This is a genomic window from Vibrio sp. E150_018 (assembly GCF_053544035.1).
This window is the reverse complement of record NZ_JBHGNY010000002.1, coordinates 37,809-61,482: the sequence shown is the minus strand read 5'-3', so window position 1 is coordinate 61,482 and position 23,674 is coordinate 37,809. Positions and strand designations below refer to the sequence as shown.

Genomic DNA, 23,674 nt, shown 5'->3' with positions numbered 1-23,674 from the left:
CAACAAATGATAAATATTCGTCGTCTTGTGATCACTGCTGGTGAGCCAGCGGGTATTGGTCCCGATCTGGTCTTAGCATTATCTCAATATGATTGGCCACATCAATTAGTGATTTGCGCAGACAAACAAATGCTCATTGAGCGTGCCGAACAACTTGGCGTTGAAGTAGAGCTCCTCGATTACGACTTTACACTACCCGCTCAAGTGCAAAAAAAAGGCCAATTATACGTTGAACATATTGCGGTTTCTCAACCGGTTGTATCAGGTCAACTCAATGAAGCTAATGGTCACTATGTCCTACAAACGTTAGAGCGTGCTTGCCAAGGTAGTATGACGGGTGAATTTGATGCCATTGTAACCGGCCCCGTTCATAAAGGTGTAATCAATCGTGCTGGCGTTGCATTTAGCGGCCATACCGAATTCTTTGCCGAACGCTCTAACACACCATTAGTAGTGATGATGTTGGCGACCGAAGGATTACGAGTGGCGCTTGTAACTACCCATATTCCCTTAGCTTATGTTAGCCAGGCGGTGACCTCTGAACGCCTTGAAAGTATCATTCGAATTTTACATACCGATTTAGTCAATAAATTTGGTATTGAACAACCAAGCATCTATGTATGTGGACTTAATCCTCATGCAGGTGAAGATGGTTGTTTAGGGCATGAAGAAATTGAAACCATTACGCCTACATTAGAAAAAATGCGCCTACAAGATGGAATGAATTTAGTTGGCCCACTACCAGCAGATACCATCTTCAATCAAAAATATTTAGAAAAAGCCGATACCGTATTGGCAATGTACCATGATCAAGGATTACCCGTGCTAAAATACAAAGGCTTCGGTAATTCAGTCAATATTACATTGGGGTTACCTTTTATTCGTACCTCGGTTGATCATGGTACTGCACTGGATCTAGCTGGCACAGGGAATGCCGATATAGGCAGTTTTTTAACTGCAATCACCCATGCTTTACAACTGGTAGAAAGCTCAAAACAGCCAGAATCAAAGCAACAAGAGAGTAATCAATGAGTAATGATGTCCATCTAGGTCATAAAGCCCGTAAACGCTTTGGCCAAAACTTTTTAAATGATCCCTATATTATTGATGGTATTGTTTCTGCAATAAACCCACTGCCAGGACAAAACCTGGTTGAAATCGGCCCTGGCTTAGGTGCAATCACTGAACCGGTTGGTCGTGAAGTTGATAAATTAACGGTTATCGAACTTGACCGAGATCTGGCTGAGCGCTTAAGAAATCATCCAGAGTTATCTAGCAAATTAACCATTCATGAAGGCGATGCCATGCGCTTTGACTTCAATGAATTAGTGAAGCCAAATAATAAGCTGCGTATTTTCGGTAACTTGCCTTACAACATCTCAACCCCATTGATGTTCCACTTGTTTGAATTTCATAAAGACATTCAAGACATGCACTTTATGTTGCAAAAAGAAGTGGTTAACCGTCTGGCGGCAGGTCCAGGTTCAAAAGCTTACGGTCGTTTAACCGTGATGGCTCAGTACTTTTGTAAAGTCATGCCGGTGCTTGAAGTCCCACCAACTGCATTTATACCGCCACCGAAAGTGGATTCAGCGGTCGTACGATTGATGCCTTATGAAGTATTACCTCACCCAGCCACTAGCTTGAAATGGTTAGATCGCGTATGTCGCGAAGGTTTTAATCAACGCCGTAAAACAGTTAGAAACTGCTTTAAGAACTTAGTGTCAGCGGAAGAGTTAGAGCAACTTGATATAAACCCAAGTGTGCGTCCTGAGAACTTGACTTTAGTGCAGTTTGTTTCTCTAGCAAACCACCTTGATGCCAAAGATAAGTAACTGACTATACCCAAATGACCTGAGTATAAGCTTCAATTTTCACTAAATAATAAGAGCACAATAAAGTGCTCTTATTATTTAAAGCTCTAAGGATAGGAGACATTTGTGATTCAACAACAATCACCAAGCATTACTTGCCAAGTTCATACTCGTTATGTAGAAGAACAGTCTCAACCTGAAAAAAATCGCTATATCTTTGCTTATACCATTACCATTCGTAATCTCAGCCAGAAGCCTGTTCAACTAATCAGCCGGCGTTGGTTAATTACCGATGCTAACGGCAAACAGTTAACCATTGAAGGCGATGGTGTGGTCGGTGAGCAACCCGTGATTGAGCCGATGCAAGAGTATACTTATACCAGTGGTACCGCTTTAGAAACCCCACTCGGCGTAATGCAAGGGCATTATGTAATGCTCGATGAACAAAGTGAGCAATTTCTTGCTGAAGTCTCGCCATTTCGCATGGCTATTCCAAATATTTTAAATTAAGCGAGGTTTTGTGGCGACCTACATAGTTGGTGATATCCAAGGCTGCTTTGATGAATTACAAGCTCTATTAGAACAAGTCAATTTCAACTCACAAGTCGATCAACTATGGTTGGCTGGTGACTTAGTCGCTCGCGGTCCCAAGTCGCTAGAAACATTACGCTTTGTCAAAAGCTTAGGCGATTCCGCAAAGTGCATCCTCGGCAACCATGACCTGCACCTACTGGCAGTGCATTTAGGTTACTTCAATGCTAAGCCTAAAGATAAAACATTCCCAATACTGCAAGCAACCGATCGCCAAGAATTAATCGACTGGCTACGCCAACAACCGTTAATGGCAGAACATGAAGACTTTGTCATGTGTCATGCAGGAGTAGCGCCTAGTTGGGATCTCGCAACGGCTAGACAATCGAGCCAAGAAATCAGTGACATTTTACAAAGCGATGATTGGGCTTGGTTAATCAAAAACATGTACGCCAATCAACCGACTCAATGGGATGATAATCTACAAGACATTGAGCGATATCGTTTTATTATCAATGCTTTCACTCGAATGCGCTTTTGCAATCCGCAAGGACAATTAGAGATGGAGTGCAAACTTCCTCCGGCGAAAGTCGACAATAGTAGTCTAGTACCTTGGTTTAAAGTCAGCGAACGTATTCCATTAAATAAAACCGTCATTTTTGGCCATTGGGCAGCGCTAATGGGCTGTCATGATGATGAAGCAAATGTGATAGGACTAGATACTGGTTGCGTGTGGGGAGAACATTTGTCTATGTTGCGCTGGGAAGATAAACAAATGTTTACTCAAGCCAGTCTACAATAATGCCCCCATTTATCGCGACTTACTGATCAAATTTAGCGCCAGAGCAATCAGTTTATGTAGATGTGGGATTTCTTCCATTAACTGAATACTCAACCACTCATCACCACGAAAGCCAGAGCATAGCCGACGAGCTTTTCATCAGATCATCAAATCTTTTCTAAACACTCAAAGCGCATATTGTAGGCATTCTTATCATCTTTAAGATATTCTTCTTGTTCAACAATTTTCCAATTATCTCCCCAATCTGGAAATTGAGTATCACCATCAATATCCGCATCGATAAAGGTTAAGTAAAGACAATCGGCTTGAGGCAAACAGAAAGCATAGATAGTACCACCACCGATAATCATCAATTCATCAGCATCACCAGCGACTTGTTTGGCTTGCTCAACACTAGTTACAGTAGTAACACCTTCAATAAAGAGCGAAGCATCTCTTGAAATCACAATATTTAAACGTCCCGGCAGTGGTCGTCCAATCGATTCATAGGTCTTACGCCCCATTACGATTGGCTTTCCCATCGTGCAGCGTTTAAACCAAGCAAAGTCGGCGGGTAAGTGCCATGGCATTTGATTATCTTTACCGATAATACGATTATTTGCCATCGCAACAATCATGCTAATCTTCACATTTCGTCCTTTTTAAACAATGGATCGTCTTCGATAAAATAACAAACCTGGCATTGCAAGGCCAATTGCTAATCCAGCAATGATAAACATGGCTTGTAAAAAGTTATCGATCAAAATACTAAATAATTGTACATCATAGCCATTTTGGTTTATTTCAACTAGAGCGATCATCGCTTTAAATGCATAAACTCCCGGTACCATCGGAATCATAGCGGCAACAGTAAAGACTTTTGGGTGCGCTAAAAAACGATGTGACCAATGAACTCCAACCATACTTACTATCGTTGCTGCAAAAAATGTTGCCCATTCAATAGGTATATTATACGTCATCAGTACAAATCGAATTCCATGCCCAATCGCTCCTCCCAAAGCACAATATTTTAGAGCTCTAACCGGAACATTAAATACCAAAGCAAACCCCACGGCAGGAATCGCGGCAAGAGACATATCAGTAAGTAAAGCAATCAAAAAATCCATTATCTCACCCATACCCATGTCCCCGTTACTGTCATTGCAGCCACGATTCCTAAGCAGGTAGCAAAGGTCAATAAACTTGCCATGAAAAATCGAGCAATTCCCATGTTGATATAACCTTTCAACATATCCGCCACGGAATTAATCAAAGGAAAACCAGGCACTAGCATCAGAACTGAAGATGCCATGGCAGTAAATGGAGCATTACCTAATTGATGGATAACTGCTTGAGAGGAAATGACTGTGGTCACAAATGCCGTCACTGCAAAATTAACGAGTGGATTAAAATTACGATGACCCACTTCTTGCCGAACAAACATTCCACAACAGGATGCGATAAAGGTAATCGCACATATCATTACATCCCCACCCGCTAAACGAGCGAATGCAGCACAAGATAAGCCAATCATAAGTAGGACCAGCCAACGGTTATACCTAACGGGCTTAATTTGTTCGAGTTTATGGAGCGCTAATCGGTAATCAATAATTTTACGCTCTAGCATAATACAGATTTGCTGAACTTCTGTAACCACCTTCATATTGATGCCACGATCAGGACAACGGCGAGCAGTAGTAATACAATGTTCATTCATAACAGTCGTTACTACTAATGAACTTGCTGACATTGACACCTCAACATCCGTCATTCCACTTGCAAGGCCTAACCTACGAGTTAAGTCCCCGACTAAAGTGCTTTCAGCGCCATGTGCAAGCAGCATTTGGCCTGCTTGAATAATCATCCGAGTAATTATTCGTTGTTTTTCATCCATCATTATATTCTCATCAATCCATTGATAATTAGCCTGTGCTGAAAATAAGAATTTTCAGCTTATCTACATGCTTAAATTGTGCACTAAAACGCTCCTCAATAGCATGATTTAGGATAAAAAAAAGCTGTGATCCTTAAAGAATCACAGCTTATATATCTATCGATTATACAAATTAGTCACGAACGTAGATAACATGGCCATCATCTTCGTCATCATCCCAATCATCGTCATCCCACTCTTCGGTAATGACATCTTTACCGCTCATGGCATCTTTATGGTAATCATCCCACTTAAAGTCGACTTTCTCTTCTTCTTCAACCACTTGTTCTTCTTTAGGCAGTGTTTCCATAAACTCAGCTAATTGAAAAGCGAGTTCTTTGGTACCTAATTGATTAGAAGCAGAGATCTTAGCGTAATGGCCATCCCAACCCAATGCATCGATGATTTGTTGGATCTTTTCATCCACTTCCTCTTCTGGCAGAAGATCGACTTTGTTAAAGATCAACCAACGAGGTTTAGCTGCAACCTTTTCACTGTATTGCTCAAGCTCATCAATGATCGTCAGTGCATTTTCAATTGGATCTGAACCATCAATCGGCAGTAGATCAATCATATGCAATAGCACACGACAGCGCTCTAAGTGTTTTAGGAATCGAACACCAAGACCGGCACCATCCGCGGCACCTTCAATTAAACCAGGAATATCAGCAATAACAAAGCTACGTTCAGAGCCTGCTCTAACCACACCTAAACTCGGAATCAAGGTCGTAAATGGATAATCCGCCACTTTAGGCTTCGCCGCAGACACAGCACGAATGAAGGTGGATTTACCCGCATTTGGCAAACCCAGCATACCAACATCAGCAAGCAACAATAGCTCTAGACGCAACTCACGCACTTCACCTTTAGTGCCCATGGTCTTTTGACGCGGTGCACGGTTAACCGAAGATTTAAAACGTTGGTTACCTAAACCATGCCAACCGCCTTTCGCGATCATGATTTTTTGGCCATGTTCGGTTACTTCTGCTACCACTTCATTGGTATGGATATCAATTGCGCGAGTTCCAACTGGTACTTTGATAGTTTTATCTGCACCACGTTTACCCGTACAGTTACCACCACTACCATTTTTACCGCGTTCCGCTTTATGGAAACGTTCAAAACGGTAATCAACTAGTGTATTGAGGTTTTCGTCGGCTTGCATGTAAACATCACCGCCATCACCACCATCACCGCCGTCAGGACCGCCTTTTTCAACAAATTTTTCACGCCAGAAACTAACAACGCCATTACCGCCATCGCCAGCTTCTACTTTTATGGTTGATTCATCAACGAACTTCATTTGCTACTCCACCTGCATTATTGGCAAGTTATTATGAGTGTAGACCACAGACTGTAAATCCCAACTCTAGGGTCTAGGGTCTAGGGTCTAGGGTCTAGGGTCTAGGGTCTATTATATAACTTTGCTATAAATAAAAAACCCCGCCATAAAGGCAGGGCTTTGAATTCAATAGTAAACAGAAACTTATGCAGTTTCGATGCTTACAAACTTACGGTTCTTAGGACCTTTAACTTCAAATTTAACTTTACCTTCAGATAAAGCAAATAGAGTATGGTCTTTACCGATACCAACATTCGTTCCAGCGTGGAATTTAGTACCACGTTGACGAACAATGATGTTACCAGCTAGAACAGATTCACCACCAAAACGCTTAACACCTAGGCGTTTGCTTTCTGAGTCGCGACCGTTATTAGTAGAACCACCAGCTTTTTTATGTGCCATGTTAGCTTCTCCTTAGTTAAATTAAGCGCTGATGCCAGTAATTTTGACTTCAGTGAACCACTGACGGTGGCCCATTTGCTTACGAGAATGCTTACGACGACGGAACTTAACGATTTTTACTTTATCGCCACGACCGTGCTTAACTACTTCCGCAGTTACTTTACCGCCAGCAACCAGAGGTGCACCAATAGTGATTTCTTCACCATTAGCAACCATAAGAACTGAATCAAACTCAACGTTTGCGCCAGTTTCTACGTCCAATTTTTCTAAACGAAGAGTTTGACCTTCGCTTACACGGTGTTGTTTACCACCAGATTGGAAAACAGCGTACATATTTTACTCCGCTTTTTCCGCACAGCATCATGTTAGTTATTTTAAACATATCAGGTGTGCGCTTAAACTTGTCATCAATAGGGCGCAGATTCTACTTGAGAGCTTGGCCTTTGACAAGATAAATATTAAAAAAAATGGCGAAAAGATCATCGCCTGATTAAAGTGCGCTAATGATGCCGTTTACACTCGTGTTTATCAATGTTTTTTAGTGTAGAATCCATGATTATTTTTTAAATTTAGGCCTAGCACGCCCTATTCTCAGCTGGAAGAACAATGGATTTTAAAGCTATCCAGGCACTCACTGCCGACGACATGATAAAAGTGAATGAAACCATTCATGCACAATTGAATTCAGAAGTTAGCCTTATTAATCAACTCGGTTTCTACATTGTTAGTGGTGGAGGCAAACGCCTGCGCCCTCTTTTAGCGTTACTATCAGCCAAGGCTTTAGGTTATCAAGGGCAAGAACATATCACTGCTGCTGCGTTTGTAGAATTTATCCACACCGCCACATTACTACATGATGATGTAGTCGATGAATCGGATATGCGTCGTGGTAAAGAAACCGCTAATGCTGCCTTTGGTAATGCCGCTAGCGTTCTGGTCGGTGACTACATTTATACTCGCTCTTTCCAAATGATGACTAGCCTAGGATCTTTAAAGATCCTCAAGTTAATGAGTGATGCGGTAAACGTGATTGCCGAGGGTGAAGTTCAACAATTAATGAATTGCAACGATCCGAACACTACCGAAGAAAGCTACATGCAAGTGATCTATTCGAAAACAGCACGTCTATTTGAAGCCGCAACTCAAATTGGGGCTTTGTTAGTTGATGCGCCACAAGAAACCGAAGTCGCATTACAAAATTACGGTAAGTTCTTAGGCACCGCTTTCCAGTTAATTGATGATGTGATGGATTACACATCTGATGGTAAAGAAATGGGTAAAAACGTTGGCGATGATCTTGCAGAAGGCAAGCCTACCTTACCTCTACTGTATGCAATGCAAAACGGTACACCAGAACAAGCTTCTATGATCCGCGATGCAATTGAACGCTCGAATGGCATGGAAAAACTAGACGCTATTATGGCAGCTATGCATGAAACGGGTTCACTCGAATACACAACACAACGTGCAGAAGAAGAAGCCGATAAAGCCATTGCAGAACTGGCGATTATTCCAGAGTCAGACTACAAACAAGCTCTTGTTACTCTTGCGCACATGGCGGTTAGAAGGACAAAATAGATTTCCGAAGCTCGAACGCAAAGCTTCTCGTTCGCTTCGCTACTCGTTTATCGAAAATAAAAAAAGCTCGTCTCTTTTTCAAGAAACGAGCTTTCGAGAAACGAGATTCGCCTACTTACTTCGCGAACTCTTCACCTAGAGCAATATCTGATTTCAATGTATCTAGCATGCTATCAAACGCTTGTTGTTCAAATGCACTTAGCTCACCAAAGCTTAGAATTTCTTCTACACCTTCTTTACCTAAACGAATAGGTTGCGCGAAGAAACGTGCATGCTCACCATCACCTTCGACGTAAGCACATTCTACAATGCCTTGCTCGCCGTTCAGTGCTTTCACTAAAGACACACCAAAACGGTAAGCTGCTTGTCCCATAGAAAGCGTTGCAGAACCACCGCCCGCTTTAGCTTCTACGACTTCTGTACCTGCGTTTTGAATACGCTTAGTTAAAGAAGCTAGCTCATCATCAGAGAATTTCACACCTTTTACTTGAGAAAGTAGAGGTAGGATCGTCACACCAGAATGACCACCGATAACCGGAACTTCTAAACCATCAAGTGAAACACCTTTCAATTCAGAAACAAAAGTTTCAGAACGAATCACATCGAGTGTAGTAATACCAAATAAGCGGTTCTTATTGTAAACACCCGCTTTTTTCAATACTTCAGCGGCAATTGGCACTGTTGTATTAACTGGGTTAGTAATAATACCAACACACGCAGTTGGGCAAGTATTAGCAATTTTTTCAGCGAGAGATTTAATAATCCCAGCATTGACATTGAAAAGATCCGAGCGATCCATACCTGGTTTACGAGCAACACCAGCAGAAATTAGTACCACGTCGGCACCTTCTAATGCTGGTGTTGGATCTTCACCAGCATAACCTTTGATCGAAACAGGTGTTGGGATGTGACTTAAATCAGCTGCAACCCCTGGTGTCACCGGAGCGATATCGTATAAAGCAAGATCTGATCCTGCAGGAAGTCCGTTTTTCAGCAATAAAGCAAGTGCTTGACCAATACCACCAGCAGCACCAATTACAGCTACTTTCATGAGCCTTTCTCCTTCGAAAATTTGATTATTTTTTACATTATTTAGGTCTGAGTTTAAGGAGTTGGAACGACACTCCCTAGAAATTTATAGGGCCTAATCTTAATACCTTCGAAAGTACAATAACTCGATTATAATTACAATTATTCAACATCAGCTTTGCGATATTGAACTCATCCCTTATAAAATCATATATAAATTCAATAACTAAAATTAAAAGCTAAAGCTCAATCCACCTAATTTTAACAATCCTGACGAGTAAAAAGTTAACATAATGGTCACAACCTTTTTTTAGCGAAAATTTGACCTAATCGTTTGGTGATCATTGACCATCTATGCGAAAATATTGAAATTATATGTACCACTAAAAGAACCCATTATGCGAAATAGTGACAAACAAGATAACTTAGTCCGCTCTTTTAAAGCTCTACTAAAAGAAGAATGTTTTGGCTCCCAAGGCGAAATTGTTGATGCACTGCGAGAAGAAGGCTTTGTCAATATCAACCAGTCAAAAGTCTCTCGAATGCTAACTAAGTTTGGTGCAGTAAGAACGCGTAATGCGAAAATGGAAATGGTGTATTGCTTACCGGCAGAGTTAGGGGTTCCTACCGCTTCAAGCTCTTTACGTGAACTCGTGCTTGATGTTGGTCATAACGATGCGTTGGTAGTGATTCATACCGGTCCGGGAGCGGCTCAGTTAATAGCTCGTTTGCTTGACTCTCTTGGCAAATCAGAAGGAATTCTTGGTGTTGTTGCAGGTGATGATACAATTTTCATTACGCCAACCTTAAACATTAGCACTAAGCAATTATTTGATTCTGTGTGCGAATTATTTGAATATGCAGGTTAAAATATAAAACCGTCCTCTCCCCCTAGGCGTTCTTTTGACTCTTTTCCCCCACATGTCGTGAACGCCTTCTCATTTTTTATATAATCTTCAATAATTATCTATCTTTATAACCCCCACTCCCAGTATTTTTATTAACAATAAATCAACCTCTCACCTATTGTTGATATACAATGGCAAGGATCGCCATTTCTCATTTTATTGGCATAAAGGAATAAGCCATGACAACCTCTGCATCATACTTTCATTATTTTTTGTCTCGTGAGATCTATAAGATCTTACTGGTTTTCCTCTTGGTTGTTTCAACCACAACGGTAAAAGCAGAAAATAATAAAAGCTATATCACAATTGCTACTGGCGCGGTAACAGGAGTTTATTACCCTGCAGGTAGTTCTATCTGCAAGTTAATCAACAAAGGTCGTTTACAGCATAATATTCGCTGTTCAATCGAACCTTCCGCCGGCTCTGTCGATAATATTGATCAAGTGAGATTAGGTAAAAATGATTTAGGAATCACTCAATCAGATTGGCAGTACTTTGCTTACCAAGGTAGTAACGAATTTACCCCTAAAGCACCTTATTCCAACATGCGTGCCCTTTTCTCTTTACACAACGAACCTTTTAATCTCATCGTTCGCAAAGATTCAAACATTCAAAATGTCGCGGATTTAGCAAGTAAACGAGTCAATATAGGTAATAAAGGATCTGGCGATCGAGCGACTATGGATAGAATTATGCAACAATTTGGTTGGTCACCGAAAAGCTTCTCGCGGGCAACAGAATTTACCGGAGCGAGCCGAGCTCAAGCATTATGCGATAACCAAATTGATGCTTTTGTTTCAATTTTAGGTAATCCTAATGCCTCGATAAAAGAAGCGACTACTTCCTGTCAAGCCAAGATCATTCCCGTAACAGGCCCTAAAATTGATAAATTAGTCGATGATGTACCTTATTACGCAGAGACTAGCATTCCTGCAAATCTCTATCCGAACAATGACAAAGACATCAAAACTTTCGGCACTCTATCCGTTGTGTTTACCGATAAACGCATGTCCGATGAGCTTGCTTATAACATCACCAAGGCGGTATTTGAGAATCTTGATACCTTTAAGCGTTTGCACCCGGCTTTTGCAATGTTAAAGAAAGAAAATATGATTAAAGATGGAATCTCCGCGCCACTGCATCCGGGCGCGATTCGTTATTATAAAGAAGTCGGATTACTACCTTAGCGAATAAGCTAAATCGTTAGCAGACTCGATTCTGCTCAACACCTTGTTGGTATTTTTCAATATTGTCCATCAAGATATTACACAGCGCTTGAATAGAAGAATGACTCCCCCACGCAACATGTGGAGTGAGGAGTAAGTTTGGTAAGTCCATATTGGCGATTAGAGGGTTCGACTCATCAGCAGGCTCTTGAGTAAACACATCACACCCAGCACCGGCAATTTGTTTCGTTTTTAATGCTTCCACCAAATCTGACTCATTCACTAGTCCACCGCGACCAGCATTAATTAAAATTGCGCTCGGTTTCATCGCCGTTAGTTCTGGCATCGCAATTAAGTTTTGCGTGTCATCAGTAAGTGGGCAATGCAAAGTCAACACATCCGCCGTTTCAATCACTTTTTCAAACGCCATATAGCCGGGACGAGCAGGTTTCACCCCTTTACGTTCCGCAAACACCACCTTCATACCAATCGCTTTGGCTAACACGCCAACGGCTTGCCCTAAACTACCACTGCCAATAATCCCGATAGTTGAATCGGCCACATCAGTAATAGGATGAGTAAAGAAACAAAACTGCTTTTGTTTTTGCCATTCGCCAGCCGCGATATCTTGGTGATAACCGATTAAATTACGCTTTAGCGCAAACATCATCGCCACCACATGCTCTGGCACAGAGCGCGTTCCATATCCCTGAACATTGGTAACCACAATCTTATGTTCACGACAGTAATCTACATCAACGTTATTCGTTCCTGTCGCTGCGACCGCAATTAACTTGAGTTTCGGGGCTTGAGCCAAAATTTCTGCAGTTAATTGTACTTTATTGGTAATCACAATATCGGCAGGTTGAATTCTCTCAACCACCTTCTCCGCTGGCGTTAAGTCAAACTGTTGCCATTGATGTTCAAAAGTCAGGTTAGGCACTGAAATGTGTTCTGGAATGGTCGCATGATCTAAAAAAACAACCGTTGGTTTACTAGGTAAATGAGTGAGAGGGATAGGCATGTAACATCCTTTTCGATTAGTTCACGTTCACTATGACGATACCAAAGTTTTATAATCTGGCAACTCAGCTTCAGCGCTAAAGTGTTGCAAAATTTGCGCTTTTACATCGGGATAAAAATCACATTCAACAAACGCCGTTGCTAGTTGATTATCTTTCGGATGATAAAAACTTAACTCAGTAGAATGCAAGTGCAACCGCTCGGAGTACTCTAACGCCTCTGGAGTCGCATAGAATTCATCACCAACAATCGGATGACCAAGCGCCATCATATGCACTCGTAGTTGGTGTGAACGTCCTGTGATCGGTAGTAAACGAACGATGGTCGTCTGCTCTTCTCGCACCACTACTTGATAACGCGTTACAGAAGGTTTGCCATCTTGGTGACACACTTTCTGTCGAGGACGATTTGGCCAATCACAAATCAACGGTAAATCGATTTCACCTTGGTCGAGCTCAACACTTCCCCATACTCGCGCATAATAAATTTTATGGGTGAGGCGATATTGGAATTGCTTCTTAATATGACGTTCTGCTTCTTTAGTTAAAGCAAATAGCATCAACCCAGAGGTCGCCATATCCAGACGATGCACCACTTCAATATTTGGATACATCTCACGTAAACGACTCCAAATACTATCGTAATGCTCAGCCAAGCGCCCCGGCACCGATAACAACCCCGCAGGCTTATTAGCCACCAAAATATGTTCATCTTGGTAGACGATATCCGTCCAAGGATCGGTAGGTGGAAGATATTCAAGTAGGGCCATAGAAAAACAAGTTCCTAGTTTAGAGTTCCTAGTCCCTAGGTTAGGTTCCACAAACTAGGGTTAGACAAGGAGTTAAATAAACATTTCTCGGCAGCTCGTTGCTCGTAACTCGAAAAGATAACATCGAGCTACGAGAAACGAATTTTCCGAGTGACGTATTACTGATGAGCAACGACGATCAAACGCAAAGAATCAAGCTGTAACTGCGCGGTTTCGATGTAACCAGACAGTGTTTCGATTTGCGTTTCAATGGTGCTAATTTCTTCATCACGTATGTTTGGATTGACGGCTTTAAGCGCCAATAAACGTTCTAATTCAGAGTTAAGCTTTTGCTGCATCTCAGATTTCGCGGTTTGGCGTACGTCATCCAGTTTTGGTAATACCGCTTGCTCCGCATTTTCAATTAACGAGTGAATCTGATCTTGCACTGAACTCGCCACTTTACTCGCCATATGACGGTTAATCGGACTAAGTTGGCGGTTAAATGTGTCAAACGGTACTTGTTCTGAAAGTTCGTTACCTTTGGCATCCATCAATAAACGAATTGGGGTTTTGGGTAAGAATTGGTTAATGCCACTACGCTTTGGTGCTTGAGCATCCACTAAATACACTAGCTCCAAGAACATAGTGCCGACGGGTAATGCTTTGTTTTTCAAAAGAGAAACCGCATTAGTACCCACATTTTCGCTAAGCAAGAGATCAATACCACCTTGGATCATTGGATGCTCCCAACTCATAAAGTGCATATCTTCACGAGAAAGCGCAGTATCGCGATCAAAAGTAATGGTCGCACCTTCATAAGGTAACCCAGGGTAGCTTGGCACCATCATGTGTTCTGATGGTGTCATCACGAGGGCATTTTCACCTTTGTCATCTTGGTTTAAACCTATGGTATCAAACAGGCCAAGCGCAAAGGTCACAAGGTTAGTATCATTATCACCAGATTTAATAGTTTTAGTAATTTGTTGCGCTTTTTCACCACCGTTCGAGTGAATTTCTAGCAAACGGTCACGACCTTGCTCTAATTTCGATTTCAGTTGTTTATTGAGCGCTGCCGATTGCTCGACTAAATGCTCTAACTCACTCATATCGCCCGAAGCTAGCATGGCAATTAAATTGGCAGAATATTCATCATACACTGCGCGACCTGTCGGACAGGTTTCTGCAAATGCATTCAAACCTTGGTGATACCAATGAGCCAAAATTGATTGCGCTGAATTTTCTAAATGAGGAACGAAAATTTCGATATCACGAGTTTGACCAATACGATCTAAACGGCCAATACGTTGTTCTAATAGGTCAGGGTTGAATGGCAAGTCGAACATCACCAACTGGTTGGCAAACTGGAAATTACGTCCTTCAGAACCAATTTCAGAACAGATCAGTACCTGCGCTCCACCTTCTTCTTGAGCAAAGTAAGCGGCGGCTTTATCACGCTCCAGAATCGACATACCTTCATGGAATACCGTCGCTCGGATACCTTCACGCTCACGCAAAGCTTGCTCTAGTTGCAAGGCAGTAGAAGATCGTGATGCGATCACTAAGATCTTTTCAGAGCGTTTTTCTAATACTTTATCGATAAGCCAAGTCACGCGAGGATCGAACGTCCACCATGAGGTTTTATCGCCTTCAAGATCTTGTAAAATCTCTTCTGGGTACAAGTTTTTCAACGCTTGAGTTTGTTCAGGAAGTTCGCCATCCATCATATTGGAAACACGCATTGCTCGAGTGTATTGCTCAGGCATTGGCATTGCTAACATGTGTACGTGGCGCTCAGGAAAACCTTGGATCGCGGCACGAGTATTACGGAACAAGATGCGCCCAGTACCATGACGATCCATTAAGTTATCAATCAATTCTTGGCGAGCTAAGGTTTTCTGATCAATATCAAATTCAGCTTGTGAGCCACAACCATCTAAAATTCTAAATAGCGGCTCAGCATCTTGCTCTGATAACAACTCAGTGATGCTATTTTTTTGATCGTTAGTCAGCGGCTGACCAGATTCTAAACTGGCGACTGCTTCGGCTACCGGTGCGTATTGCTGCTCTTCTTTCACAAAAGTTGGGTAGTCAAAAAAGCGGTCTGAATCAAGCAAGCGCAGTCGAGCAAAGTGGCTTTCATGACCTAGCTGCTCAGGAGTTGCAGTAAGCAGAAGAACGCCTGCGATTTTTGCTGCTAAGCCTTCGACCATTTGATATTCACGGCTTGGTGCGTCAACACTCCACTCTAGGTGATGCGCTTCATCGACGACTAATAAATCCCAATCAGCGGCTAAGGCTTGATTGAAACGTTTTTCATTCTTTTTCAAGAAATCGAGTGAACATAGAACATATTGTTGAGTATCAAATGGATTCAAAGCATCGGCTTGCGACTCTAGGCAACGTTCTTCATCGAATACCGAAAAATGCAGATTAAAGCGACGCATCATTTCGACTAACCATTGATGCTGTAGCGTTTCCGGCACCACAATCAAAATTCGCTCAGAACGACCAGTTAATACTTGCTGGTGAATGATCATGCCCGCTTCAATGGTTTTACCTAGGCCAACTTCATCGGCCAGTAGGACGCGAGGCGCATGACGACGGCCCACTTCATGAGCAATATAAAGCTGATGCGGAATAAGGCCAGCGCGCATGCCACAAAGGCCACGCATTGGACTTTTATACTGCTGATATTGATTGGTTAATGCGTTGTAGCGTAGGACAAAGTTATCCATACGATCTATTTGTCCTGCAAACAATTTATCTTGCGGCTTATTAAAGCGAATTTGGTGGTTTAAGAAAATCTCACGTAATACAACATCGCTTTCTTGGTTATCTTGGCGAGTACCGATATAGCTGATCACATCATCTTGTACTTCGATATGCTCAACTTTTAAAGTCCACCCTTCTTGGCTTTCAATAACATCACCGACATTGAACACCACTCGAGTGATCGGCGCATCATTACGGGCATACAAACGGTTTTCTTCTGATGCAGCAAACATCAAGGTTACAGTACGAGCATCAAGCCCAACCACTGTCCCTAATCCTAAATCGCTTTCTGTATCACTAATCCAACGCTGACCTAACGCAAATGCCATGTAATCGACTACCTTATGAATCTAACTTTATTGAAATCTATTTTATACCCAAGTCACTTGCGTATCATGTTTTTTGACGAAATATTCTTCCCTCAAATCCCATTAAAATACGCTTTCCCGACAAGGAAAAAGCCGCACATCTTACTTGATGAGACTAGATATATCATCCTGATTTGAAGTTAATTTTCGCCTTGACATAAAAGTGTCAATATTTGAGAGGTAAATTAGAGCTGAAAGTAAAAATCTTTCATATACTCAACATAAGTATTCAGATAGTTTTGTATTAAAAAGCTATCGTTGCTTATACCAATCAAATTAATTAGATGATCAGAGATGACGCAGGAAAAAGCCTTGAGAACAAGGCATAAATTTTCGATAAGTAGTTGCTCTACAATCAAAATTGATAACGCAGTTATCGAGGCTTTTCACAAGTAAGAATGATTAGATAATTAATGAGATTGGTATTATTAATGAAAAGGGTTTGATCGTTATGTAGCTGCACGCTACCGACACTCTCGATAGCGAAAATAGAAACAAGATGTTATCTATATACTGTAGCTGCCTCTAGCAATCAAACATTGCTAGCCTTCCGCACCGCGGAACAAGGAGACGCTATGGGCTCGACCGACAGAACGCTAACTAGCGCAATATCATCAACACACGATAAATCATCACGCAAAATCTTTGTCCTTGATACCAATATCCTACTCCATGAACCTCACGCCATATACTCATTCCAAGAACATGATGTCGTCATTCCAATGACGGTGTTAGAAGAACTTGATCGCATCAAAGACAGCAAACGTGATGTTGCCCGAGATGCCCGAGTCGCCATTCGAGCCTTAGAAGCCATTTTTCACGATGCGACACCCGATGAAATATCCCAAGGCATTCCTTTTGCTAAAGATAATCAAGCTACTGGCACCATTTCGATTCTAGCTGATTTCGACATACAAGATAGTGATAAAGCCTTTGCTGATAAAGCAGGCGATAACCGAATTTTAAATGGCGTGATTGCCCTGCAAAACCGTCGCGCACCACGAGAAGTCGTATTAATCACCAAAGATATCAATATGCGCTTACGAGCTAAAGGGGCGGGTGTTCTGTATGTTGAAGATTACCGAACTGACCAATTAATTGATGATGTGCAGTTCCTAACCAAGGGTTTTAATGAATACCAAGGCAGCTTTTGGGATAACTTTAAACAAGTAGAAAGCCACAACGTCGGTAACAAAACTTTTCATACCGTTGATCGAGAAGGCTTAGAGCCCACCTTTATTAATCAATATATCATCGATGAAGATACCGATTTTGCTGGTCGTGTTGAAGAACTGTATCCGACAAATGCCAAAATTAAAGATCTTAGCCGAGAACGTTTGATGCACCGACACGCTTGGGATATTTATCCAAAAAATGTCTATCAAGGGATGGCAATGGATGCCTTACTTGATCCTGAAATTGATTTGGTGATTTTAACGGGCGCAGCAGGTAGTGGTAAGACTATGCTAGCCATGGCCGCAGCGTTAGAAATGACCATTGAAAAGAAAATGTTCGATAAAATCATCGTCACTCGTAATACGCCAGATATCGGTGAAGCCATTGGTTTCTTACCCGGTACAGAAGAAGAAAAAATGATGCCTTGGCTGGCGGCGATCACCGATACGCTTGAAGCTCTGCATAAAAACGATCACTGCACTGAAGGCTCATTAAAATACATTTGTGATAAAGCCAATATTCAATTCAAATCCATCAACTTTATGCGTGGCCGATCAATTCAAAATGCTTTTGTATTGCTTGATGAGTGTCAAAATCTGACTGCTTCGCAAATCAAAACCATCATTACTCGTTGTGGTGAAGGCACCAAAATTGTTTGTTCGGGTAACTTGGCGCAAATCGACTCTACTTACCTAACGCCTGTAACTTCAGGATTAACTTACATGGTTGAACGCTTTAAAAACTTCGAAGGTAGTGCCAACATTCACTTAAATGGTGTGGTTCGTAGCCGTTTAGCGGAATTCGCCGAAGAAAACTTATAATGATTCCCATCATCCTAGCTTGAATATGAAAAATCCCTACTTAGATTTAACCATTGTTTAAGTAGGGATTATTTTTGGTTTTTTAGGTTGAATAAATGAGTGGTAAAAATAATAGAAAAGTAAATAAAACGTTATAGAATACCCAACCTCTTTGCCTTGTCCGATACTTGAATGGAATCTTATACAATCGCTGTAAGGCTAAATTCTTTTATACTTTGAGGTTTTTTATGTCTAATGATATCCATAATATACTAAAAGGGTTTGGGCAATTTCTATTACTCGCTTTGCTTGTTACTTTACCTGTTGTCACTCTTAGCTATGACCTGATTTATCTCAAGCAAGGGATAGGTGAAACCTCACTCACTGAGTACTTTCAAGAGTTAATCTTACTACTTAGTGCATTATCTTTTGCTTATACCGCTTATCAAGAGCCTTCTATTCGGCATTTTTGTACTTTAGTGGCTGGTTTTTTCGGTTGTATGTTTATCCGTGAATTAGATGGCTTATTGGATTTAGTATTTCATGGCTTTTGGATAATACCTGTGCTTATCCTCACGGCTGCCTGTGTGATATACGCTTCAAGAAATATCAAACAAACCATACACACTTTCTCCCATTTCACCCAAAGCAGCCATTTCTTCTCATTATGTATAGGAATGGCATTGCTACTGGTATTTTCGCGCTTATTTGGTATGGGTCATTTTTGGCTAGGTATTCTTGGGCCTGAATATGATCGAACAATCAAACGTGTCGTAGAAGAAGGAATAGAAGTGCTAGGTTATACTATCATTTTTTATTCATCATTAGGCTACCTACAAAGTTTTTTAACCTGGCGAAAATATAGTCTCAAAGATGAAAACTATTCCGAATTTATCAATAAACGAAATCAATTTTTACTGAACGACTAACTAACATTACTTGCGGATAGTAAAAAACTTTAACCTTATTTTTCATATAAATATACAGCCTTTGATACTGACAATATCAAGGGCTGTTTTAATTTCCACTCGCTTTGAGAAACGCCCTTAAATGAGCGTTCGTACTTTCTTGGGTTAAATGTGATATTCGGTCGCATACGGTCACCTTGCCTTGCTCCATAAAGGCAAAATGACTGCCTATCGATTTAGCATCTGACAAATGATGTGTCACCATCAATACAGTGATATTGCGATCTTTGGCTAGGTTTGACACCAACGACAACATTTCTTGACGTAAAATCGGGTCTAACGCTGAAAAAGGTTCGTCCAACAACCAAATAGAATGAGGTTGTACAAAACACCTTGCCAGTGCGACGCGTTGCCGCTGTCCGCCCGATAACTGCTCTGGCAAGCGATCTAATAGTTCAACAATACCAACTTGCTGGGCGGCTTCACCGACTTGTTGTTTTTGTTGGTTCGTTAATTTCAAACCGGGATGTAAACCAAGACCAATATTTTGTCTTACCGTTAAATGGCTAAATAAATTATGCTCTTGAAACAGCATTGCCAATGGTCTTTGGTGAGGCTGCAAACCAATCACAGATAACCCATCGACGTTAATCTTCCCTTGTTTAGGCTCAATAAAACCGGCGATTAAACTGAGTAATGTGGATTTGCCAGAGCCACTAGGTCCCATCAAAGCCATAGTCGAACCACGCTCTACCTGTAAGTCAAAATGAAAGGTTTCACTTTGATAATCATAAATGACTTGCTGGATATCAATGGCACAATCAGACATGGTCATTCTTCTTCATAATTAACGACTACTCCGTTTAAAAATGACATCAATCAAGCTAAAACAAATGACACTAAACACCAATAAGCACAGCGAGACCATCGCCGCTGCAGGCATTTGATAACTTCCTAATAATTGAAATAAATACAAAGGCAACGTAATGAAAGATTGATTACCAAATAGTGCCACGGCGCTTAAATCTCCCATAGAAAACATAAAGCTAATCGAAAAGGCATGAGCAATGGGTTTATTTAGCGCTTTCCACTCAACCATTTTGAAACGATTCCAACCTGTCATACCTAAACTTTGACATAAAAATTGATATTGTTGCGAAATTTGTAACATCGGTTGCGACAACGTTTTGATGATATACGGTAATGCCATTAGCCCATTCACTAAAATCACCATCACAAAAGCGAGGCTGAATACGTCAACTTGTTTACGCAGCAATAAAAATAGCCCGGTGCTAATCACTATTCCCGGCGTCACCAAAATAATCGTGCCCACTAACTCTAAACGGCCAGCCCATTGACCACGCCCTTTCAAGTGCCAAGCACGACTGGTAAATAAAATGGTCATCCCCATGACTAAAGCAAGTGAACTGGCCAATGTTGCAACTTTAAGAGAAGCCATTAAAGCCTGCCAAAACTTAGCATCTTGCAGCACAATTAATGATTGAGGATTCAAGCCTTGCCATATCACCATCACTAAAGGCGGTAGCACAAGCAGCATTGCCGCTAGGATCCAAATGCTATCCCAAACTTTCGCTAAACGAGAATCGGGCCACACTAGTAACACTTGTTGGCTAGACTGAGTCGAAGCTGGCAAGGTCTTAACTAAACGCAATAATAGTAAACTTAACCCACCACATAACATCATTTGCCATAACGCGAGAATCGCGCCAGCTTGTAGGTCAAAATCAAACTTAATTGCTTGATAGATAGCCAGTTCAATCGTGGTCGACTTAGGCCCACCACCTAATACCATAACCGTCGAAAAGCTAGTAAAGCACAGCATAAACACTAAGCCAGCGACATGTGGAAGTTGCTGCCTCATACGGGGCCATTCGACTTGACAAAACTTCTGCCATCCATTCATTCCCAAGTGAGCGCACAATTTATGTTGCTCATTAGGTATCGATTCTAAAGCATGTAATAACAAGCGGCAGGCATAAGGTAAGTTAAAAAAGACATGGGCGACTAAAATACCACTTAAGCCGTAAATCGAAAAAGGTAAGCGGGCATCAAAAGCTTTTAATACGCTAGCGACCAAGCCACTGTTACCTAAAATCGCTAAAATACCGAATACGCCAACCAACACTGGCAATACCAATGTCGAAGCAAACAGTTTCAATAACAACGACTTGCCTATAAATTCTCGTCGAGATAACGCATGAGCAACCGGAATCGCTAAGCCAACACTCAACAAAGTCGAAAAGAATGCCTGATAGAAACTAAAGAAGGTGATATGTCGATAATAAGGATCGGATAAAATCCAACTAATATTTAACGTTGGGGCATGCAGAACCAACGCTCCTATTGTTGCGCAGACAAACGCAGCTATCACCAGCGCAACCGCAATACCTAACTTAGGAACCGGAACATTAATCACGCTGGCGTCCTATTAGAGCCTTAAAAACGAAAAGAGTTGTCATTGCTTTATTGCGACAAAGCCATCTGCCACTCACGAGTCCAACCTTTCAACTGCTTAGCAACGGTTTCGGGCTCTAACGACAACATTTTGCTTGGCACCGTTAATTGCTCATAACCTTTTGGCAACTTAACATCGGTCACTGGGTACATCCAATTACCGGTTGCCATCACGGATTGGAAATCATCGGTTAAGATAAAATGCATAAACTCATCGGCTAATTTAGAGTGCTTGGTACTCGCCACCTTGGCTGCCAATTCTATTTGTGCATATTGGCCTTCAGTAAAATTAGCCGCAGCGTATTGGTCATCATTTTCAGCAATGATGTGATAAGCCGGAGAGGTACTATAAGACAACACCATATCGCTCTCCCCTTTTAAGAACATAGGGTAAGAGTCTGACCACCCCTTACTCACCGTAACCGTTTTATCGGCAATTTTTTTCCATGCTTGCACCGCATCATCACCATAAACCGCTTTCACCCACAGCAATAAACCTTGGCCAGTAATCGATGTGCGTGGATCTTGATAAATAATATTAAAATCATCACGCTCGATTAATTCTTTTAAGCTTTTGGGTGGGTTGGTCATTTTCGTTTTGTTGTACACAAAGGCAAAGTAGCCGTAATCAAAAGGCACAAAATAAGAATTATTCCAACCACCGGGAATAGTGACTTGAGAAGTATCAACATCATGCTTGGCAAGTAGTCCCGTTTGCTGGGCCTGCGCCATAATGTTGTTATTTAATCCTAGAACCACATCTGCTTTGGTATTGTTACCTTCTAAACGAATACGACTTAACACTGAACCGCCATCATCCAAAGCAACAAAATTCAATTTACAGCCACATTGGCTTTCAAAAGCTTGTTTGATTTTCGGACCAGGCCCCCAATCGGAAGTAAAAGAATCGTAAGTATAAACGGTTAAGGTAGGCTTTTGCTCCGCTAGCGCTGAAGTAGAAAAGGTTGCAGCACAAGAGAAAGCAAGAAAAGTAAGCGCTTTAGGTGTGAAGTTCACTAGATTAATCCTTATTTAGTGAGCGGCACAGGGAAAAGAAGGAAAAACCCACTCAATTCCTACGCCAGCATTATCTGGTTCAGGTCACGGGTGTTATCTCAGCTAAATCACATGATTCAGCACCCCGATGAGTTGTATAAATTGTAAGATCTTACGTAACGGTAAACGAGTCGTTATATTAGCTTAATATCAACACTGTTAGCTAGAGCGTTGATCGTAGCCCCAACGAGGTACTAAACCTTGTTCAACACCTAAATGATCGAGAATTCTCGCCACCATAAAATCAATTAAATCTTCAATCGTTTTAGGTTGATGATAAAAGCCTGGGGCCGCGGGCATTATGGTGACGCCCATTTGCGATAGCTTGTGCATATTCTCTAAATGCAACGTCGAAAATGGTGTTTCTCGTACCACCAGCAATAACTGGCCGCGTTCTTTCATTACCACATCAGCAGCACGTTCAATTAAATTATCCGACATTCCGTGAGCAATCGAAGCCACACTACCAGCAGAACATGGACACACTACCATTTTTTTCGGCGCAGCCGATCCTGAAGCGACGGGTGAAAACCAATCTTCTTTACCACATACAATTAACTTATCACTGCGACATTTAAGGTGTTCAATCAAAGCTTTTTGCGCCGCTTCTGGGCCACTTGGTAACTTTAAATCATGCTCGGTTGCCATCACGACACGGGCCGCTGATGAGATCAACAAATAAACGGTATAGTCCGCCGCCAGCAAACACTCTAATAGACGCAGTCCATAAGGCGCACCAGAGGCACCAGTGAAAGCAAGAGTGATTTTCTTTTCCATCAATTGAGACATGTTCACTTCCTCAACAGAGAATGAGTTTGGTGAGCAAAAGGATTATAGTGATCTTTTTATCACCAATGATCT

23 protein-coding genes and 1 riboswitch are annotated in these 23,674 nt (G+C 41.6%); of the genes, 9 read left to right on the top strand and 14 right to left on the bottom strand.

From position 1 onward, the window contains the following. Nucleotides 1-9 precede the first annotated feature (9 nt). The 4 genes from pdxA to ACE3G9_RS02940 all read left to right on the top strand — a co-directional run bounded on the left by pdxA (nucleotide 10) and on the right by ACE3G9_RS02940 (nucleotide 3,147). Nucleotides 10-1,032: a 4-hydroxythreonine-4-phosphate dehydrogenase PdxA gene (pdxA, locus tag ACE3G9_RS02955; protein WP_449218573.1), complete on the top strand. Its 1,023-nt coding sequence runs from the start codon at nucleotides 10-12 to the stop codon at nucleotides 1,030-1,032. After that, complete coding sequence (rsmA, locus tag ACE3G9_RS02950; RefSeq protein ID WP_417879997.1) at nucleotides 1,029-1,835, top strand: 16S rRNA (adenine(1518)-N(6)/adenine(1519)-N(6))-dimethyltransferase RsmA; 807 nt, start codon at nucleotides 1,029-1,031, stop codon at nucleotides 1,833-1,835. The genes pdxA and rsmA overlap by 4 nt, the downstream gene beginning before the upstream one ends. Nucleotides 1,836-1,943: 108 nt before the next feature. Beyond that, nucleotides 1,944-2,324: a Co2+/Mg2+ efflux protein ApaG gene (gene apaG / locus ACE3G9_RS02945; RefSeq protein ID WP_417880131.1), complete on the top strand. Its 381-nt coding sequence runs from the start codon at nucleotides 1,944-1,946 to the stop codon at nucleotides 2,322-2,324. A gap of 10 nt (nucleotides 2,325-2,334) precedes the next feature. Next, nucleotides 2,335-3,147: a symmetrical bis(5'-nucleosyl)-tetraphosphatase gene (locus ACE3G9_RS02940; RefSeq protein WP_417879996.1), complete on the top strand. Its 813-nt coding sequence runs from the start codon at nucleotides 2,335-2,337 to the stop codon at nucleotides 3,145-3,147. A 146-nt stretch (nucleotides 3,148-3,293) separates the two neighbouring features. Here the strand turns inward: ACE3G9_RS02940 and folA are convergent, their stop codons facing one another. The 6 genes from folA to rplU form a co-directional block, all read right to left on the bottom strand. Continuing rightward, the gene (gene folA, locus ACE3G9_RS02935) at nucleotides 3,294-3,776 is read right to left on the bottom strand and encodes a type 3 dihydrofolate reductase (RefSeq protein ID WP_417879995.1); all 483 of its coding nucleotides are present in this window, start codon (nucleotides 3,774-3,776) and stop codon (nucleotides 3,294-3,296) included. 12 nt (nucleotides 3,777-3,788) lie between these two features. After that, nucleotides 3,789-4,271, bottom strand: coding sequence for a threonine/serine exporter family protein (locus tag ACE3G9_RS02930; protein WP_417879994.1), 483 nt, complete (start codon nucleotides 4,269-4,271; stop codon nucleotides 3,789-3,791). Beyond that, nucleotides 4,253-5,020, bottom strand: coding sequence for a threonine/serine exporter family protein (locus ACE3G9_RS02925; protein ID WP_417880130.1), 768 nt, complete (start codon nucleotides 5,018-5,020; stop codon nucleotides 4,253-4,255). The genes ACE3G9_RS02930 and ACE3G9_RS02925 overlap by 19 nt, the downstream gene beginning before the upstream one ends. Nucleotides 5,021-5,192: 172 nt before the next feature. Beyond that, nucleotides 5,193-6,362 (bottom strand): Obg family GTPase CgtA, encoded by a 1,170-nt coding sequence (gene cgtA / locus ACE3G9_RS02920; protein ID WP_417879993.1) that lies wholly within the window; start codon nucleotides 6,360-6,362, stop codon nucleotides 5,193-5,195. Nucleotides 6,363-6,545: 183 nt separating this feature from the next. Further along, nucleotides 6,546-6,803 carry a 50S ribosomal protein L27 gene (gene rpmA / locus ACE3G9_RS02915; RefSeq protein WP_017026335.1) on the bottom strand — a complete coding sequence of 86 codons (258 nt, stop codon included), beginning with the start codon at nucleotides 6,801-6,803 and terminating at the stop codon, nucleotides 6,546-6,548. A gap of 21 nt (nucleotides 6,804-6,824) precedes the next feature. Further along, on the bottom strand, nucleotides 6,825-7,136 hold the full coding sequence (rplU, locus tag ACE3G9_RS02910) for a 50S ribosomal protein L21 (protein WP_089122172.1): 312 nt from the start codon (nucleotides 7,134-7,136) through the stop codon (nucleotides 6,825-6,827). 273 nt (nucleotides 7,137-7,409) lie between these two features. Here rplU and ispB point away from each other — a divergent pair, with 273 nt between their 5' ends. Then, on the top strand, nucleotides 7,410-8,381 hold the full coding sequence (ispB, locus tag ACE3G9_RS02905; protein ID WP_417879992.1) for an octaprenyl diphosphate synthase: 972 nt from the start codon (nucleotides 7,410-7,412) through the stop codon (nucleotides 8,379-8,381). 115 nt (nucleotides 8,382-8,496) lie between these two features. Here ispB and mdh read toward each other — a convergent pair whose 3' ends face one another. Further along, nucleotides 8,497-9,432, bottom strand: a complete 936-nt coding sequence (mdh, locus tag ACE3G9_RS02900; protein WP_417879991.1) for a malate dehydrogenase — start codon at nucleotides 9,430-9,432, stop codon at nucleotides 8,497-8,499. A 376-nt stretch (nucleotides 9,433-9,808) separates the two neighbouring features. Here mdh and argR point away from each other — a divergent pair, with 376 nt between their 5' ends. Continuing rightward, a complete protein-coding gene (gene argR, locus ACE3G9_RS02895) occupies nucleotides 9,809-10,279 on the top strand; it encodes a transcriptional regulator ArgR (RefSeq protein WP_144387537.1) in 471 nt (156 codons plus the stop codon). A 218-nt stretch (nucleotides 10,280-10,497) separates the two neighbouring features. Next, nucleotides 10,498-11,505: a TAXI family TRAP transporter solute-binding subunit gene (locus ACE3G9_RS02890; RefSeq protein ID WP_449218437.1), complete on the top strand. Its 1,008-nt coding sequence runs from the start codon at nucleotides 10,498-10,500 to the stop codon at nucleotides 11,503-11,505. A 16-nt stretch (nucleotides 11,506-11,521) separates the two neighbouring features. On the opposite strand, the gene ACE3G9_RS02885 is transcribed toward ACE3G9_RS02890, so the two are convergent. From ACE3G9_RS02885 to rapA, 3 genes are all read right to left on the bottom strand, one after another. Next, nucleotides 11,522-12,508, bottom strand: coding sequence for a D-2-hydroxyacid dehydrogenase (locus tag ACE3G9_RS02885; RefSeq protein WP_449218436.1), 987 nt, complete (start codon nucleotides 12,506-12,508; stop codon nucleotides 11,522-11,524). 30 nt (nucleotides 12,509-12,538) lie between these two features. Further along, complete coding sequence (gene rluA, locus ACE3G9_RS02880; RefSeq protein WP_417879988.1) at nucleotides 12,539-13,276, bottom strand: bifunctional tRNA pseudouridine(32) synthase/23S rRNA pseudouridine(746) synthase RluA; 738 nt, start codon at nucleotides 13,274-13,276, stop codon at nucleotides 12,539-12,541. Nucleotides 13,277-13,434: 158 nt separating this feature from the next. Then, a complete protein-coding gene (rapA, locus tag ACE3G9_RS02875; protein WP_449218435.1) occupies nucleotides 13,435-16,359 on the bottom strand; it encodes an RNA polymerase-associated protein RapA in 2,925 nt (974 codons plus the stop codon). A 614-nt stretch (nucleotides 16,360-16,973) separates the two neighbouring features. Here rapA and ACE3G9_RS02870 point away from each other — a divergent pair. Next, entirely contained in the window at nucleotides 16,974-18,395 is a 1,422-nt protein-coding gene (locus tag ACE3G9_RS02870) for a PhoH family protein (protein ID WP_417879986.1), read from the top strand. A gap of 227 nt (nucleotides 18,396-18,622) precedes the next feature. After that, the gene (locus ACE3G9_RS02865; RefSeq protein WP_417879985.1) at nucleotides 18,623-19,303 is read left to right on the top strand and encodes a hypothetical protein; all 681 of its coding nucleotides are present in this window, start codon (nucleotides 18,623-18,625) and stop codon (nucleotides 19,301-19,303) included. An 88-nt stretch (nucleotides 19,304-19,391) separates the two neighbouring features. Here the strand turns inward: ACE3G9_RS02865 and thiQ are convergent, their stop codons facing one another. The 4 genes from thiQ to ACE3G9_RS02845 all read right to left on the bottom strand — a co-directional run bounded on the left by thiQ (nucleotide 19,392) and on the right by ACE3G9_RS02845 (nucleotide 23,602). Continuing rightward, nucleotides 19,392-20,117, bottom strand: a complete 726-nt coding sequence (gene thiQ, locus ACE3G9_RS02860; RefSeq protein WP_417879984.1) for a thiamine ABC transporter ATP-binding protein — start codon at nucleotides 20,115-20,117, stop codon at nucleotides 19,392-19,394. Between the two features lie 12 nt (nucleotides 20,118-20,129). Beyond that, on the bottom strand, nucleotides 20,130-21,719 hold the full coding sequence (gene thiP, locus ACE3G9_RS02855; RefSeq protein ID WP_449218434.1) for a thiamine/thiamine pyrophosphate ABC transporter permease ThiP: 1,590 nt from the start codon (nucleotides 21,717-21,719) through the stop codon (nucleotides 20,130-20,132). Nucleotides 21,720-21,766: 47 nt separating this feature from the next. Further along, on the bottom strand, nucleotides 21,767-22,774 hold the full coding sequence (thiB, locus tag ACE3G9_RS02850) for a thiamine ABC transporter substrate binding subunit (RefSeq protein WP_449218433.1): 1,008 nt from the start codon (nucleotides 22,772-22,774) through the stop codon (nucleotides 21,767-21,769). 39 nt (nucleotides 22,775-22,813) lie between these two features. Next, a riboswitch (TPP riboswitch) is annotated at nucleotides 22,814-22,911 on the bottom strand. Nucleotides 22,912-22,972: 61 nt separating this feature from the next. Further along, nucleotides 22,973-23,602 (bottom strand): flavin prenyltransferase UbiX, encoded by a 630-nt coding sequence (locus tag ACE3G9_RS02845; protein ID WP_417879981.1) that lies wholly within the window; start codon nucleotides 23,600-23,602, stop codon nucleotides 22,973-22,975. Nucleotides 23,603-23,674 lie beyond the last annotated feature (72 nt).